This is a genomic window from Vibrio cyclitrophicus (assembly GCF_024347435.1).
Taxonomy (GTDB): Bacteria; Pseudomonadota; Gammaproteobacteria; order Enterobacterales; family Vibrionaceae; genus Vibrio; species Vibrio cyclitrophicus.
Window position 1 is genome coordinate 2000679 of the sequence record NZ_AP025480.1, and the last position, 16131, is coordinate 2016809.

Consider the following 16131-nt stretch of genomic DNA (forward strand, 5'->3'; position numbering starts at 1 on the left):
GTCAACTTGTCTTGTTTTTTTGCTCAGTACGATGGCTAAGCAGGTTCAATCAGTTTTTTCTGATCCCATAGTCACGAAGCTTGTTCGCAATTGAGGTATGAGAGACGTTCAAACGTTTTGCTAACTTACGGCTCGATGGGAAAGACTGATAGAGCTTTTCAAGGATCTGAGATTCATAATCTTTCATGATCTCGTCCAGAGAACCATCCAAGCTCAGATTCGCCATTCCAGCGGTCATGGTTTCAAGTTGAGGCAGATGGAATTGCTCAACCGTTAACGTGTCAGAATCTAATTCAGTGAGTGCACGCAAAACCATGTTGTCCAATTGACGAATGTTGCCCGGCCATTGATAGTTGCCCAATTGGTCGATCAATTCTGGAGTTAACTTTGGCTTTAGCATACCTAACTGCTGTGCGTACTTAGCAACAAACAACTCCAATAACGGTGCTACGTCGTTAGAGCGCTCACGTAAGGCTGGAATTGATAGCGTCAGTACATTCAAGCGGTAGAACAGGTCTTCACGAAACGAGCCTGAGTCAGCTAATTCAGAAAGACGGTGGCGCGTTGATGCAATGATACGAACATCAGCGTGCATCTCTTCTTCTTCACCAACACGACGGAATGAACCATCCTGTAGGAAGCGTAAAAGTTTGATTTGTAGATGCGGGCTCATTTCGCCAATTTCATCTAAAAATACAGTACCGCCATTTGCTTGTTCGAAAATGCCTTTATGTCCTTGTTCATGGTTGAATGAACCCGGAGCATGACCAAACAGTTCCGTTTCTGCCACGTCATCAGGCATTGATGCACAGCTTAAAATCAAGAATGGGAAAGACGATCGGTTTGAACGGTTATGACATGCTTTTGCAAGCATCTCTTTACCTGTCCCCGTATCACCTTCAATCAGAAGAGGTTGATCCAACATCGCCAACTTCTTAGCTTGACTGATCAAGGCTTTGTGACGATTAGAGACACCGACAAAATGTTCAAAGCCCAGGTTGTTCTGTTCTGGGATCGCATCTGTCGAGTTCATCTCTTGGTTGCAAGAACGAATCGTCATTACGGCGCTAGCCAGTACCGCTTCGTTCACGTCACCCCCAAGATAAATAGGCAGTATCTCGATAGAAAAATCCAAACCGTCTAGTACTACGACTTCACGATGACGTGTTACATCACCGTCGATCCAACGAGCAAAATTGAAGCTAGGAACAAACGTTGATAACGGCTCGCCAATAACTTCACTTTCTTGCTTACCAAAAAGGTTGAGTGCTGCGTGGTTTGCCATGTCGACTGAACCTTTAAGGTCAATCGCAATCACTGGATCTGGAAGGTTTGCAAGCAGTGCAATCAGCTCGGTATTATGCCTTTCACTCGGCATAAATTGGATTTTTCGTACATCCTTCACACCTGAAATTCGGCGAATTTCAGCCATAAGTTCACTAAAAGCATCAAAATTAATATCAGGGCAATTTAGGTAAATAATGCCTTTTACATCAATTTCGATTCCTCTTAAATCAATGCTTTTTGAGGCCAAGATATCGAGCAACTCACGCGTTAAGCCGAGTCTGTCTTCACACAATACTTCAAGACGCACAAATAGTCCTATTATAGGTGTCAGGATAAGTTGACAGTAGTGTGGATTAAGGTCTGAGTTCAGTCAAGAAGAAGAGTAAACATATGTTTACCCTTCTTCTCAAACTATTGAGCCTCAAATACTTTATTTGAGAGTAATACGCTTTATTTCAGAAAGGACGGCTTTACGAAGGTCCGATAATTTTACTTTTCGCTCTTTATGCCAAGGCATAGGACGAAGCAAAGTCATGGCTTTTAAGCCCAGTCGAGCGGTTAAAATGCCAACACCGAGCCCCTGCCCTGCTCTTGCAGAAATTTTGCCTGCTAAGTCCATCGATACGAGGTCCATGCTCGCATCAATCGCCAATTCACTTGCCCCTGCCGCTGCCATGTTGATTAACACTAATTTAAACAGCTTAATGCGCGACCAGTAGCCAAGTTCAATACCATACACATCGGCTAGCTTGTCTATCATGGTGAAATTACGCCACGCCACCAACAACATGTCTGCAGCAGCCAATGGGCTCACTGCAACCAAAGCTGCAGATTCAGTAGAAAACTTAGTCACGATCTGAGTGGCGACTTTATCCTGATGGCTAACGACCAACGCATCGTACATATCCAGCACTTCGGCATCGCTATGTGCCGGGTTGATACTGTTCCGCCACTTATCGTATGAAGGAGACTCGGCAACAATGCCCCCTTGTTTAGCGATGTGTTCACAAAACGCTTTTCCTTTACCAACGCTTTGACTTTGGAGTAGCTCTTCGCTCTGCTCTTGCACACTGAAATGGTCTTTCAGTGAACGTAGCTTCCATAGCTCTTTACCTATTGCACCAAGGCCTAATGACGCGATTGCAGCAATAAAACCGGCCCAACCTAATGCTAACCAGTCAGCGGTTTGAATCGCGGTGATCACAGAATCGACCGCTTGCCAGCCCACTAAGCCAGAGAAAGCGACCAACAAGCCAGAAGTAAACCACTTTTTCTTTTTACTCGGGCGTATCACTTGCTCCAGTTGTTGCTCAGCTTCGCCATCTAGGTCAATTTCTACTTGTGGTGCGACAGGTACAAATTTTTCTTGTTCGGTGAACATTTGTTGAGCAACTAAATCTGGGCTAACTTCATTCTTATCTTGCTCATCGAACGAGGTCTTCAACGGTTCATCAAAGACTTGTTTCGTTTTTAATTCACTCATTTTGATTGCCTCAATTACTTCAACTTATCGCCAATGAGATACTCTAAAACCTTATCGACTCGTAAGTGCTGACAAGGCTCATCGGAATGTTGTTCCATTGGCCTAAAGCTCGTGAAATCAAACTGATTAGTTTCCCAATATTGTTTGTTCGGCAGCTTACGCGGCACCTCGCCAGGATACATGGTTTGAGACACGTTATCTAAAGTGACCCCTTGCAACGCAGGAACATTGTCTGAACCTGACGAAATATAACCCGCACTGGTCGCTTGAATAGACGCGATGCTCATGCAACTCATGTCGATATATTCAAACGCCGCCTGTTGCCACGCTGGGTGTACCATCTGTTGTAACAGCGACACCAAGTTCGGATGTTGATCCGGTGTCACATGGTCAGCTTTGGTGGCTGCAAACAAGATCTTGTCGATCTTCGGCGCAAACAGGCGTCTTAAGATATTGCTTCGGCCGTACTTAAAGCTCTTTAATAGCTGCTCTAATGCACCACGCATATCCATGAAAGAGTCGTAGCCCGCATTGAGCGGCTGTAAGCAGTCCACCAGCACGATTTGTCTATCGAACGTCGCGAAGTGATTCTTATAGAACGCCTTTACGACCTTTTGCTGATACTCTTCATAACGTGCTTTTAAAACCGCATAGTTACTTGTTTTTGAGAACTTGCCCTCAGGTGCGATGCACGGGAAAAATTGCAGCACAGGCGCACCTTCAAGCTCACCTGGCAATACGAATCGACCCGGCTGTACCCAGTGCAATCCGTTATCCTTACAAGTATGAAGGTACTGAGTATAGCTATCGGCAATCGCGACCAGTTTCTTTTCGTCGGCTTCGGCTAGCAAGTCAATGTCACCGCGCATTGCGTTCCACTGTTGCGAGTAGACTTCTCTATCGCCTTTCAATGCGGAAAATTGAGATTGACTCCAAGTATCGAAATCCATATCGAGTAGGGGTAAATCAAGCAGCCATTCACCAGGGTAATCAACAATATCGAGATAAAGAGTGCTGTTTTTACTCAATAACTTTTTTGCACCTTTAGCTGGCTTATATTTAATGGCTAAACGAATCTCACTGACATCACGCGTTGGCACGGGCCATTCTGGTGGCTCCGCATTGAGTGACTCCATCGCTTCATCGTAAGAAAAACGCGGGATCATCATGTTATGTTGTGGAATACGTTTAGCACCAATGATTCTTCCATCTCTCGCCGAGGCAAGTAGAGGCAGATTTTTGTGGGTAGACGTATGAAGAAGCTGATTAACCAGCGAAGTAATGAATGCTGTCTTACCCGCACGAGAAAGCCCCGTGACCGCTACTCGAATATGAGAATCCGTTCCTCTGCTTATAAAGTCACTCATTTCTTGAGTTAGGTGTTTCATTTGAACGACTCCGTAATAGTTAAGCTAACTGATATAGTAATAGAAACGTTAGCCTGTGCTCTTTCCCAGTTGGGTTAGTTTGTATGCTTATGCTTGTTCTTTTGCTAATAGTAGTGAGTATGCAATACACATTCTTAATGCTAGATGAATAAAAGCCCCTGACTACATTCATAATCAGGGGCTTTAAAATTTTCAGTTAATGTCAGACTAATCGTCTTCTATCAGCTTGTAGATAACGAACAGTGTGATCTCAGAAATCAACCATAATACACATGTGATAGTTACGTACTTTTCGTTAAAGATGCTGATTCCGTGCAAGATCAAATCGTAACCAATGAAACTACCAATCACCACTGCCAAGATAATCTGTAGGATCTGAATAAAACGAGGCATTCCTCTCTCCTATGTTCTTATATCAAACGATGTGTTTATAACTATATCATTGATAATAAGACAAAAGTGCAGACAATGCTGCACTTTTATTCTTAAGTTTCTGTCAAAAATTGCAATTCAAACACTCAGGTCAAGGTTAATTGCGCCTTTCTAGCGTTCGTTAATTACGCTTTTTCGGCTTCTGCAATTTTCACTTTCCACGTGTCAGGGCCGATCTGGTGTGCGTTTACGCCGTTAGAGTCAACCGCTACCGTTACCGGCATGTCCTCAACTTCAAACTCGTAAATCGCTTCCATACCGAGATCTTCAAACGCAACCACGCGTGCTTTTTTAATTGCCTTCGCGACTAAATAAGCTGCACCACCAACGGCCATTAGGTAAACCGATTTATGCTGTTTGATTGACTCAACCGTTGCAGGGCCACGCTCGGCTTTACCAATCATGCCCATAATACCGGTTTCTTCTAGCATCATGTCGGTGAACTTATCCATGCGAGTAGACGTTGTTGGGCCCGCAGGACCTACCGCTTCGTCACCCACAGCATCGACAGGGCCAACGTAGTATATGAACTTGCCTTTCAGGTCGACGCCTTCTGGTAAACCTTCACCACTTTCAAGCATACCTTGAATACGCTTATGAGCGGCATCACGGCCGGTTAAGATCTTACCTGATAGAAGAACAGTTTCACCAGTCTTCCACTCCTGTACATCTTCTTTAGTAATTTCATCAAGGTTAACACGGCGTGTATTTGCGCCAGCTTCCCAAGTAATATCTGGCCATTCTTCTAGCTTGGGTGGTGTTAGTTCTGCAGGGCCGCTGCCGTCTAGCGTAAAGTGAACGTGACGCGTTGCCGCACAATTCGGGATCAAGCAAACAGGCTTTGAAGCTGCATGCGTTGGCGCTGTTTTGATTTTAACGTCAACCACAGTCGTTAGACCGCCAAGGCCTTGTGCACCAATACCAAGCTTGTTTACACGGTTGAAGATGTCTAAACGAAGCTCTTCTTCTGCGTTCTCTGGACCTTTGTCGATAAGGTCTTGAATATCGATGTGTTCCATCAGAGATTCTTTAGCGAGTACCGCGGCTTTCTCAGCCGTACCGCCAATGCCTATACCAAGCATGCCCGGTGGACACCAGCCCGCGCCCATTGTTGGTAGCGTCTTCTCTACCCACTCTGCAATATCATCAGAAGGGTTAAGCATTACCATCTTGGTTTTGTTCTCAGAACCGCCGCCTTTTGCCGCGATTTGAATTTCAACTTTGTTGCCTGGAACCATATTAATGTGAACAACTGCTGGTGTGTTGTCTTTGGTATTAATACGCTTACCTGCAGGGTCCATTAGGACAGATGCACGCAATGGGTTATCTGGATTGTTGTAAGCTTGACGAACGCCTTCATCAACCATCTGTTGTACTGTTTGATCCGTTTCCCACCTAACATCCATACCGATGTTCACGAAACAAGTAACAATACCCGTATCCTGACAAATTGGACGATGACCTTCCGCAGACATACGCGAGTTAATAAGAATCTGAGCGATAGCATCTTTTGCTGCTTGGCTTTCTTCTTTCTCGTACGCTTTTTCTAGGGCTTGGACAAAGTCTAAAGGGTGATAATAAGAAATGTACTGAAGTGCGTCAGCGACACTGCTGATCACATCTTGCTTACGAATAACCGTCATTGCATGCCTCTTTATTGTTCTGGTTCCATGTGGGATCTTGGTTTAACTGTTTTTGTCTAACCGAATTAGTTGGCTTAGCTTTTTATTATGTTGAGCTGTATTTAGTTGCTGTAGCAATCGCTTGCATAGCTTTAAACTAAACCATGTGGTTTGCACCGTTCTAATCAAGAACCCATTTTATTTTCAATTTATGATACTCTTGCTTCCTCTCACACGCCATGCAGTGATCGAACTCTTTGTCACAAATTAAACAAATGAATAACAACGAATTTCGCTCTATCCAAATCAAGCCGCTTGAATATCAATCAACTTTAGCTAAACATCTGTTTTCTCATATTGAAAACCTACCGTGGGCAATGCTATTACGCTCCGCTTCAGAAAGCCATGTTGATAGTCGATACGATATTTTAGTTGCTCAACCCATCGCCACCTTCGAGACTATCGGTGCAGAAACGACCGTTAATGTTAATGAAGAAACTCTTGTTAGCAAAAAGCATTTCGTTTCAAAGTCGGATCCTTTCGAACTACTCGACCAATATCAACAGCAGTTATTACCGGCGACCAAAGAGCATGCTGATTTGCCATTCGTTGGCGGCGCTTTAGGCTACTTCAGTTACGATTTAGGGCGACGAGTAGAAGCTCTTCCCTCTCTTGCTAAGCATGATATTTCTGCGCCCGACATGGCGGTTGGTTTATATGAATGGGCAGTGATCGTTGACCATCAATTAAAAACAGCGTGTATTGTCGGCTGCAATATCGATGAACATCATGATTGGCTGATACAACAGGCCTCTAGGCCAAACCGAACACATGCGCGCTTTGGATTAACCACACCGTGGCAATCCAATATGAGCGAAGAGAGCTACGCCAATAAGTTTAATAGCGTGCAAGAGTATTTGTTATCGGGTGACTGTTATCAAATTAACTTAGCTCAGCGCTTCAATGCTCAATACCAAGGTAGTGAATGGCTCGCTTATGAGAAACTTGAACAGTACAACTCGGCGCCCTTTTCTGGTTTTATCCGATTGGCAGAGTGCGCAATCATTAGTGTTTCTCCGGAGCGTTTCTTAGAGCTTAAAGACAACATCATCGAAACTAAGCCAATTAAAGGTACGCGCCCTCGTTCTGAGGATCGTAAAGTTGATGATGCCCATGCTCAAGATTTGTTGAGTGCAGAAAAAGATCAGGCCGAAAACCTGATGATCGTTGACCTGTTACGTAATGATATTGGCCGTGTGGCAAAACCTGGTACGGTGCATGTCCCTAAACTGTTTGATATCGAAAGCTTCCCTGCTGTGCATCACTTAGTTAGTACAATCAGAGCCGACCTAGATTCTAAATACTCAGCAACCGACTTACTGAGAGCTTGCTTCCCTGGAGGTTCAATTACTGGCGCTCCAAAAGTGCGCGCTATGCAGATCATTGAAGAGTTGGAACCGCATCGACGCTCAGCGTATTGCGGCAGTATCGGCTACATCAGTAGAAATGGCAGAATGGACACCAGCATTACCATTCGTACGTTAGTTGCCGAGAACAACACGCTTTATGCTTGGGCTGGTGGTGGTGTGGTATTCGATAGTGATTGCGCCTCTGAATATCAAGAAACATTAGATAAGCTGAGTCGCATCCTTCCTGTGCTTGAAGAGTGTTAGGTAACGACACTGAAGGCTATTTAGTCATAGGCAAAAGCTCGATATAAAAAAACCGAAGGATCATAAGATCACTTCGGTTTTTTAGTATTTGAGTCTGAGTCTGAGTAGATAATTGACCACTCACTATTAACGTGACTTACGCTACCTTCACAGCAGAAACACCCCACTTCTTGAGCATCTCTGTGAGGTCGTTCGCGGTATAAGGTTTACTAAGGATGTCATCCATTCCACACTGAATACAACGTTCACGCTCTTCTAATGTTGTGCCGGCAGTCAGTGCCACTATAGATTTGGCGTAACCTTTCTCTCTGAGCTTTTCTGTCGCTTCAAAGCCATCCATAACCGGCATTCTGCAATCCATAAAAACAATGTCGTAATCATTATTTGAGGCTAGCTCGAACCCTTCTACACCATTACTAGCGATAACAGGTTCAATCTCATGCTTACGTAGCATTTGTTGGATGATGATTTGGTTCATTTTGATATCATCAACTACCAGAACTTTCAATAAAGACAGCTCAACGTTTGATTCGACATTTTTGGCCACTCGTTCATCTTCACGCGATATATCGATAACTTTTAAAGGTATAGAAATAGTAAAAGTTGTTCCGACTTCAACCACACTAGACACACTAATATGACCATTCATCAAAGCGACCAACTTACGGCAAATCGCTAAGCCAAGTCCGGTACCCTCATAGTTTCGGCTACTCGAATTATCAGCTTGAGTAAAAGGTTCAAACAAAGTTTTGTGTGCAGATTCGGCAATCCCAACCCCGGTATCTTCTACAGAAAAAACGAATTGGCTGTTGTTCCATTCGATACCAACATTCACATGTCCCTCTTCTGTGAATTTAATCGCATTACCGATTAGGTTTACAAATAGCTGAGTGATGCGTTCTAAATCCCCATTAAAATGAGTAGGTACATTTGAGGACACGCTGATATTAAATTCAAGCTGCTTCTCAATCGCACGATTGGTGAAGATGCTTTGAATCGTGTTTCTCAAATCATCCAGTGCAAATGTCTTGGGAATCAGCTCCAACATACCCGCATTAATCTTACTGTAATCAAGTAGGTCATTAATGATGGTTCTTAGGAACTCACCAGATTGACTTAGGTTGTTGACTATTTCACGCTGAGAAAAGGTCAAGTCGGTGTCGCTGATCAATTCAGCACTACCTAACAAGCCGTTGAGTGGGGTTCTTAATTCGTGGTTAATCATTGCAACGAAATCACGAGTTGCTCTTTCGGACTCTTCTGCTCGTTTGCGTGATTCAATATTTCGGTTAATCGCGAGCTGATGAGTTAGCGCACTGCATATCAAATCCGTTACTAACAAAAGTTGACTCTCAATAAACTCATAGTCTTGATCGAGCAACCTAACCTTAACGATCAGTGCACCAACGATCACCTTCTCCACTTCAAGAGGCACCGTCAACAAGTTACCTTGCCATTGAGGTTCCTGAATCTCTTGATCTAACCCACCGACCGTTTCGTCGCCGTAATCATATGTGAGAAGTTGAGGTATGAGTTTAGGTGGCAGTATCAGACGACTGGCTTCAATTAAATAACTGTTCGTCACGTTTGTCGTTAATTCAGACAACATGATGTCATCGAGATCATTCCTAAGAAACGCGCGCCCAAAATCGATCAACAAATTGTCGATTTGCTCTTGAAACTCAATGCGGCGAATATTCGCGTTCGAACGTTTTTCTAACTGACGCAAAGCAAGCTCAAGCTGTTGGTTTGCCTCAAACAATTCAAGACTCTTTTGTTCCAACAATGCTTCAGCCGCTTTCCGTGCCGCGACTTGACGTTTAAGCTTCTTCTCTAAGGCTGATGCCAGATCCATATTACTTTTCGACTTTCAAATTAAACCTAACCACGCTTTGGTCATCATTCTGAGGTGTCATTTCTACCAAGATAGACTCCCCGTGATATTCAGCGCATCCTTCAATTAGTCCCAAACAAACATGAGACATACACCTTGCGCTTTTGTAGTCAAAAATAAGTTGTGCTTCGGTCGTAGTAATAAAACTGAATTCTGGTGGTTCAGCGTCGGGATAGAGCTTCTTCACTTCTACATGAATATAGCGCTCTACGTGTTGAATAAATTGAAAAGTGGTATTGCTATGTGCAAGGCTGGCTTTGTTCGGCAAAGAGGCTAACAGGTTTTTAAATACAGATTGCCCAAATACGCGTTGCAAACTTCCTGCATCGATATCGGTTTTCTTACTCAGGTTAATGATGAGTTTCACGAGATCTTTGTGGTCGTAACTTCCGACCGATGTATAGATCCCCTCGTCTTCTGACATATCTAAAACTTCTTCCAAAAGTTCTAAACCAAACTTTTCTTCAACAAGCTCTAAAAATTCGGTGAATATGATTCCTTTCATCTCATACCTTTTATTCTATTTCTTTTTAGAATGAGCCACTAAGTGAGGGTTATCAAATTCTTAAGGACAAAATAACCATCCACCACTCAATTTTATGACATGAGTAACGCTTACCGGCTCATATGATCCTATTGAATATAGCAAAAGCCACTGAATTTTAGATACACCCCTCCTGATTGGGTGGACGTATCACATATCAACCTGCTATTTGCGATTTAAGAATGCCAATAAAAATAGACAATGAAGACATTAGTACAACGTTAAAACTGGTACCAAACAAATCGTTCAGCAAACAGAAAAGCGAGATTGGCTTTCGACTCGGTGTTGTGACTATACTTAAAAGCATAACAATCAATATATTGGCATGATATGAATAAAGATAACTTCCTTCAGCAATTCCAACTTAACCCAACCGTTGGCTATCACCCAGAGTCTGTTGAGCGTGTTTCTCACATAACAGAGGATCAACTTCGTAAAGCAGCAGTAGTGGTAGGTTTAGTTGAAAGAGAGGATGGTTTACATGTCATTTTTACTAAAAGAGCAGCTCACCTTAAGCGCCATCCTGGCCAAGTCAGTTTTCCTGGAGGGAAGCACGAACTTTCCGACCCATCCATGCAGTTTACGGCACTGAGAGAGCTCCACGAAGAGGTCGGAATTCGATCAGATCAAGTTAAAATTGTTGGGCAATTACCAGCATTGAGTACCATTAGTAAATTTTCTGTGACACCGATTGTTGCCATGGTCGATCCTGACTATGAAGCCATCATCGATGAGAACGAAGTTGCCTCAATTTTTGAGGTTCCAGCCACCTATGTTTTAGACCAAGCCAAGTTGCACAGTCACACGGTGAATTTTAAGAAAATTAAGCATCGTGTTTTTGCGATGCCCTTCGAAGAGCACCTAATTTGGGGCGTTACGGCTCAAATCATCCAATCACTGCAGCGACACGTAGTGCAACAAATTACATAGAAACTACGTTTTGTTTAATCTCTGTTAACAAAATCCTGTCTTTCCATGGAACAGATTTATTAATGCAATTTTACGCAAACGATTCCCTGGTATAAAACTATACAAGCCCCGCCAATTCATAAGAAAAACTAATACCCAAGCCAAATATAAATCACCTGTAGCACACCATTTTCGTGATCAAAAATCCGTTTTTCGCATATCATGTGCCACGCCGTTTCATTACATGATTTAGATCTATTTTTTGCAGAAGAAAATTCTGCAGAATTGGCGCCGACTTATTTCCTGTTCCCAAAAAATGAGTAATTTAACATGAACACAACAACTTCTTCGGCAAATGCCGTTAAAGATTCAAGCAAGTTTAACTACAAAGATTTTACCTGGTGTTTATCACTATTTGGTACAGCAGTTGGTGCTGGCGTACTATTTCTTCCAATCAAAGCTGGTGCGGGTGGTTTTTGGCCATTAGTTATCCTAGCTCTAATCGCGGCACCAATGACTTGGTTCGCACACAAATCTCTAGCTCGTTTCGTACTGTCTGCTAAAAACCCTGAAGCCGATATTACAGACACAGTTGAAGAACATTTCGGTAAGACTGGCGCAAACATTATTACTTTTGCTTACTTCTTCGCTATCTACCCGATCGTTCTTATCTACGGTGTTGGTATCACAAACACGGTTGACTCTTTCTTAGTAAACCAAATGGGTATGGAATCCATTCCACGTCCTCTTCTTTCTGGTGCACTTATCCTTGCTATGACAGCGGGTGTTGTATTCGGTAAAGAGTTGATGCTTAAAGCAACTTCAGCGATGGTTTACCCACTAGTATTCATCTTACTAGCGTTATCTTTCTACCTAGTTCCTGATTGGAACACTTCAATGATGGAAACAAGCCCAGAATGGTCAGCAATGCCTTCTATTATCTGGCTTGCGATTCCAATCATCGTGTTCTCTTTCAACCACAGCCCAATCATTTCACAGTTCTCTAAAGAGCAACGTCGTGTATACGGTGAAGACGCAGTTAAGAAAACTGACGCGATCACTGGCGGCGCAGCAATGATGCTGATGGGTTTTGTAATGTTCTTCGTATTCTCTGTAGTGCTTTCTCTATCTCCAGAGCAACTAGCAACAGCACAAGCACAAAACATCTCTGTTCTTTCTTACCTAGCTAATGTTCACGAGTCTCCACTTATCTCTTACATGGGTCCTCTTGTAGCGTTTGCAGCGATTACTTCTAGCTACTTCGGTCACTTCCTAGGTGCTCACGAAGGTCTTGTTGGCCTAATCAAGTCTCGCTCTGGTTCTTCAATCAGCACGATTGAGAAAGCATCTCTAGCATTCATCGTTGTTACAACTTGGATTGTTGCGGTAGTTAACCCAAGCATCCTAGGTATGATTGAAACAATGGGTGCTCCAATGATTGCAGCTATCCTGTTCCTAATGCCTGTATTCGCGATGCAAAAAGTACCAGCAATGGCTAAGTACAAAACTTCAGCACCTGTGCAGATCTTTACAGCTTTATGTGGTCTAGCGGCTATTAGTTCTGTAATCTACGGCGCTCTTTAATCTCCGCTACTTTTTATAAGATGACATCCATCTTATATCGCGAGATTAGACAAAAAATATAATGATAATAAATGAGCCTCCCTACTCGACGTGGGAGGCTCTCTTTTTGAGGTAATCGCTATGATTAGTGTATTTGATATCTATAAAATCGGTGTTGGTCCATCGAGCTCACACACAGTTGGACCAATGAAAGCGGGTAAAGAATTTATTGATGACCTACGTTCAATGGGAAAATTGCGCGACATCACTAAAATCACCGTGGACGTATATGGATCACTATCACTGACAGGGAAAGGTCACCACACAGATATCGCAATCATCATGGGTCTTGCTGGCAATACTCCTGAGCGTGTTGATATCGACTCTATTGCTGGCTTCATTGCTCGCGTAGAAGAAACTGAACGTCTACCTGTTGGTATGCACTGTCATACTGTTTCATTCCCACGCGATGGTGGAATGAACTTCCACACTAGCAACCTTTCTCTGCACGAGAATGGCATGAGCATTCATGCTTGGGTTGATGACGAAGTAGCATACTCAAAAACATACTACTCCATTGGTGGCGGTTTCATCGTTGACGAAGAGAACTTCGGCAAAGAAGAAGAAAACCCAATCAAAGCACCTTACGAATTCACAACAGCTGAAGAGCTGGTTAATCAGTGTAAAGAAAGCGGTCTTTCTATCAGTACATTGGTTATGAAAAACCAAGCGGCTTTCCACTCAGACGAAGAGTCTCGCACTTACTTCGCTAACATCTGGAAAACGATGCGTGAGTGTATGGACCGCGGTATGAATACTGAAGGTATCCTACCTGGTCCACTGCGTGTTCCTCGTCGTGCAGCAGCACTTCGCCAACAGCTAATGACTTCAGAAAAAACAACCAATGACCCAATGACGGTTGTTGACTGGGTAAACATGTTTGCTTTCGCCGTAAACGAAGAAAACGCAGCTGGCGGCCGTGTAGTAACGGCACCAACAAACGGCGCATGTGGCATCATCCCTGCTGTATTAGCTTACTACGATAAGTTCATCCAAACGGTGACAGAGAAAGACTACATCCGTTACTTCGCAGCTTCTGGCGCGATCGGTGGTCTTTACAAACGTAACGCTTCTATCTCTGGCGCTGAAGTTGGCTGTCAGGGTGAAGTTGGCGTGGCATGTTCTATGGCGGCGGCTGGTCTTGCTGAACTTATGGGTGGTAGCCCAGAGCAAGTATGTATGGCTGCAGAAATCGGTATGGAGCACAACCTAGGTCTAACGTGTGACCCAGTTGCTGGCCAAGTACAAGTACCATGTATCGAGCGTAACGGTATTGCTGCAGTGAAAGCAATCAACTCGACTCGTATGGCACTGCGTCGTTCTTCTGCTCCCACTGTTTCTCTAGATAAAGTTATCGAAACGATGCTAGAAACAGGCAAAGACATGAACGCTAAATACCGTGAGACGTCTCAAGGTGGTTTGGCTGTTAAGGTTGTTTGTTAATTAACATTCGTTTGTTAGTTAGCATTGGCTTGCTAGTCCGTATTAATTTATTGGCCAGCATCAGTTAAAAAACCAACGCTTAACTCAGTTTGCTTGATAACGAGCAGATAATGAAAAGGAACGCCGATGCGTTCCTTTTTTTGTTTCTGAAGCTTCTGTATCTGAAGGAAGCTTGGTGACTGATTTATTCAACCCACCAAATTGTTTTGTTAAATCACTTGTGAAACAAGCAAGAAGCAACCAAACAACAGTGAAAACAGCATCATTACGTTGCCACCTTCGGCGCGGTACCTATCGTCAGCAACTTTCATGAAACGCTGCTTGTGAACCATTACTAAAGGAACAAACACCGCCAAGAATACCAAAATGATGCCTGCGTAGTTCAAGACTTGTAGGAACTTATCTGCAGCAAGTAATGAGCCCACCAACGGTAAGATGAAGCTAATGCAATAAGTTACCGCCGTATTTTTATTGAACATATCTTTGTTCTGGTTGAACAACGCCATCGCCACACCAAAGAAAGAGGTTAACAACGCCAAACCTGTAAAGGTAGAAAGTATATTACCCACCCAAGGAGACTGAGCCTCAAACGCCGCCATCAAATCTGATACGTTTTTGAAGCTTCTGAATTGCTCTTCGCTCAAGTTACCCACTACCGCAAACAACCAACATAAGTAACACACTAATGGGATCAGAGAACCGACGATCACCATGTTACGCAGCTGTTTGTCTGTCGCTTCATGGTTGTAAGAAACCAAAGTTGGAATCACAACCATAAAACCAAAACTGGTAAACAGAATTGCACTGGTTTTAATGAGATCAACGTGGTCATGACTTGTCACCTGCATCAGGTTTTCTTGAGTCATACTCGGCGCCAAAAAAGTCATGGTTGCAAACAAGCTCGCTAACATCACGAAGAACAGTGCACGGTTGAGCTTATCAATTACGCCAGTACCACTTGCGACGACGGCTCCGGCAATAAGCGTGAACACGATTTGGCTCGTGGTCGCGGTGATCTCTATGCCAAAGTTAGACAGTAACTTACTCAGCAAGTCACCTGCGCCCAAAATATAAGCCATCAATAGGCAAATCAATAACGCGTATAGCAAGCCGTTAGTGAGTAGCTGGCCTTGTCTACCCAAGGTTTTTCGGGCAATAGAATTTAATCCTAAACCGCCACCCGCTTTGATGGTCGCTTCTAGAAGTAATAATGCTGCGTAAGTGGTGCCGAAACAGATCAGAACCATCAGCAGTGTGCCGTAAAGCAATCCAAATTGAGCTAATACCATTGGGATCGCAAGCATACCAGCACCGAGAGCGGTACCAGCGATAATTAGGGAGCTCCCTATCATTTTAATATTCATTGTCTTTAACTTATTTGTTTAGTTTTTATAGGTGTAAGTCTTCGTACATCGAGCAGATGACAAAGGTGTTCAGATAGAAATAAAGTTATAAAACGAATAACAATAGGAGCGATAAGCGGTAGAGAAGCGTGCAGAGACATTGTCGAACAGGGCGTTCAAAGGGGAGCTTGTTTTAAAAGAGGTAAAACGAGAAGCGTGAGTGAGCGTTAGCTGATGTGGTGAACCTTCCGTAGGTTCAATAATCGGCGATGTAATCTTGAATTTCATGTATGTGTCCAATAAGTCACATTCCATAGTATTTGAAGCAGCGTATCCGTTGCTGCCTTACCTCTCTCATAGAGGTCTTTTCATCTTATAGAATGAGCCTCGAAACACAACGCTATAGCCACAATTTTTGCTATTAAATTAAACAAAATGGCCATTTGAATACAAATTAACCACTTAACTTTGTAAAACAATAATCATTATT

At 43.3% G+C, this 16131-nt stretch carries 13 protein-coding genes; 4 read left to right on the forward strand and 9 right to left on the reverse strand.

Translation table 11 applies throughout. The features are described 5' to 3' along the window. Positions 1–49: 49 nt before the first annotated feature. From tyrR to OCW38_RS08740, 5 genes are all read right to left on the reverse strand, one after another. Entirely contained in the window at positions 50–1594 is a 1545-nt protein-coding gene (gene tyrR / locus OCW38_RS08720; protein WP_010441386.1) for a transcriptional regulator TyrR, read from the reverse strand. Between the two features lie 123 nt (positions 1595–1717). Further along, positions 1718–2770: a YcjF family protein gene (locus OCW38_RS08725; RefSeq protein ID WP_016797394.1), complete on the reverse strand. Its 1053-nt coding sequence runs from the start codon at positions 2768–2770 to the stop codon at positions 1718–1720. A 14-nt stretch (positions 2771–2784) separates the two neighbouring features. Further along, positions 2785–4158: a YcjX family GTP-binding protein gene (locus OCW38_RS08730; RefSeq protein ID WP_010441390.1), complete on the reverse strand. Its 1374-nt coding sequence runs from the start codon at positions 4156–4158 to the stop codon at positions 2785–2787. A gap of 207 nt (positions 4159–4365) precedes the next feature. Beyond that, a complete protein-coding gene (locus OCW38_RS08735; protein ID WP_010441392.1) occupies positions 4366–4551 on the reverse strand; it encodes a hypothetical protein in 186 nt (61 codons plus the stop codon). A 164-nt stretch (positions 4552–4715) separates the two neighbouring features. Beyond that, on the reverse strand, positions 4716–6233 hold the full coding sequence (locus tag OCW38_RS08740; protein WP_010441395.1) for a fumarate hydratase: 1518 nt from the start codon (positions 6231–6233) through the stop codon (positions 4716–4718). Between the two features lie 254 nt (positions 6234–6487). Between OCW38_RS08740 and pabB the strand changes: the two genes are divergently transcribed. Further along, positions 6488–7885 (forward strand): aminodeoxychorismate synthase component I, encoded by a 1398-nt coding sequence (gene pabB / locus OCW38_RS08745; RefSeq protein ID WP_016767252.1) that lies wholly within the window; start codon positions 6488–6490, stop codon positions 7883–7885. A gap of 136 nt (positions 7886–8021) precedes the next feature. Here the strand turns inward: pabB and OCW38_RS08750 are convergent, their stop codons facing one another. Both OCW38_RS08750 and OCW38_RS08755 read right to left on the reverse strand, forming a co-directional pair. Next, positions 8022–9740 carry an ATP-binding protein gene (locus OCW38_RS08750; RefSeq protein WP_010441398.1) on the reverse strand — a complete coding sequence of 573 codons (1719 nt, stop codon included), beginning with the start codon at positions 9738–9740 and terminating at the stop codon, positions 8022–8024. 1 nt (position 9741) lies between these two features. Next, complete coding sequence (locus OCW38_RS08755) at positions 9742–10284, reverse strand: heme NO-binding domain-containing protein (protein WP_261893730.1); 543 nt, start codon at positions 10282–10284, stop codon at positions 9742–9744. Between the two features lie 369 nt (positions 10285–10653). On the opposite strand from OCW38_RS08755, the gene OCW38_RS08760 reads away from it, so the two are divergent. The 3 genes from OCW38_RS08760 to OCW38_RS08770 all read left to right on the forward strand — a co-directional run bounded on the left by OCW38_RS08760 (position 10654) and on the right by OCW38_RS08770 (position 14298). Further along, the gene (locus OCW38_RS08760; RefSeq protein WP_261893732.1) at positions 10654–11253 is read left to right on the forward strand and encodes a CoA pyrophosphatase; all 600 of its coding nucleotides are present in this window, start codon (positions 10654–10656) and stop codon (positions 11251–11253) included. Positions 11254–11562: 309 nt separating this feature from the next. Next, positions 11563–12816 carry an aromatic amino acid transport family protein gene (locus OCW38_RS08765; RefSeq protein WP_010441402.1) on the forward strand — a complete coding sequence of 418 codons (1254 nt, stop codon included), beginning with the start codon at positions 11563–11565 and terminating at the stop codon, positions 12814–12816. A gap of 120 nt (positions 12817–12936) precedes the next feature. After that, positions 12937–14298, forward strand: coding sequence for an L-serine ammonia-lyase (locus OCW38_RS08770; protein ID WP_010441404.1), 1362 nt, complete (start codon positions 12937–12939; stop codon positions 14296–14298). A 209-nt stretch (positions 14299–14507) separates the two neighbouring features. Here OCW38_RS08770 and OCW38_RS08775 read toward each other — a convergent pair whose 3' ends face one another. Together OCW38_RS08775 and OCW38_RS08780 are read right to left on the reverse strand one after the other, a co-directional pair. Beyond that, positions 14508–15650, reverse strand: coding sequence for an amino acid permease (locus tag OCW38_RS08775; RefSeq protein ID WP_261893735.1), 1143 nt, complete (start codon positions 15648–15650; stop codon positions 14508–14510). A gap of 81 nt (positions 15651–15731) precedes the next feature. Beyond that, positions 15732–15929: a hypothetical protein gene (locus tag OCW38_RS08780; protein WP_022570769.1), complete on the reverse strand. Its 198-nt coding sequence runs from the start codon at positions 15927–15929 to the stop codon at positions 15732–15734. Positions 15930–16131 lie beyond the last annotated feature (202 nt).

Coding starts and splice junctions, on each gene's coding strand:
- OCW38_RS08750 (WP_010441398.1), bottom strand. CDS start 9,740: ATGGATCTGGCATCAGCCTTAGAGAAGAAGCTTAAACGTCAAGTCGCG.
- OCW38_RS08775 (WP_261893735.1), bottom strand. CDS start 15,650: ATGATAGGGAGCTCCCTAATTATCGCTGGTACCGCTCTCGGTGCTGGT.
- OCW38_RS08755 (WP_261893730.1), bottom strand. CDS start 10,284: ATGAAAGGAATCATATTCACCGAATTTTTAGAGCTTGTTGAAGAAAAG.
- pabB (WP_016767252.1), top strand. CDS start 6,488: ATGAATAACAACGAATTTCGCTCTATCCAAATCAAGCCGCTTGAATAT.
- OCW38_RS08770 (WP_010441404.1), top strand. CDS start 12,937: ATGATTAGTGTATTTGATATCTATAAAATCGGTGTTGGTCCATCGAGC.
- OCW38_RS08735 (WP_010441392.1), bottom strand. CDS start 4,551: ATGCCTCGTTTTATTCAGATCCTACAGATTATCTTGGCAGTGGTGATT.
- OCW38_RS08725 (WP_016797394.1), bottom strand. CDS start 2,770: ATGAGTGAATTAAAAACGAAACAAGTCTTTGATGAACCGTTGAAGACC.
- OCW38_RS08730 (WP_010441390.1), bottom strand. CDS start 4,158: ATGAAACACCTAACTCAAGAAATGAGTGACTTTATAAGCAGAGGAACG.
- OCW38_RS08760 (WP_261893732.1), top strand. CDS start 10,654: ATGAATAAAGATAACTTCCTTCAGCAATTCCAACTTAACCCAACCGTT.
- OCW38_RS08740 (WP_010441395.1), bottom strand. CDS start 6,233: ATGACGGTTATTCGTAAGCAAGATGTGATCAGCAGTGTCGCTGACGCA.
- OCW38_RS08780 (WP_022570769.1), bottom strand. CDS start 15,929: ATGAAATTCAAGATTACATCGCCGATTATTGAACCTACGGAAGGTTCA.
- OCW38_RS08765 (WP_010441402.1), top strand. CDS start 11,563: ATGAACACAACAACTTCTTCGGCAAATGCCGTTAAAGATTCAAGCAAG.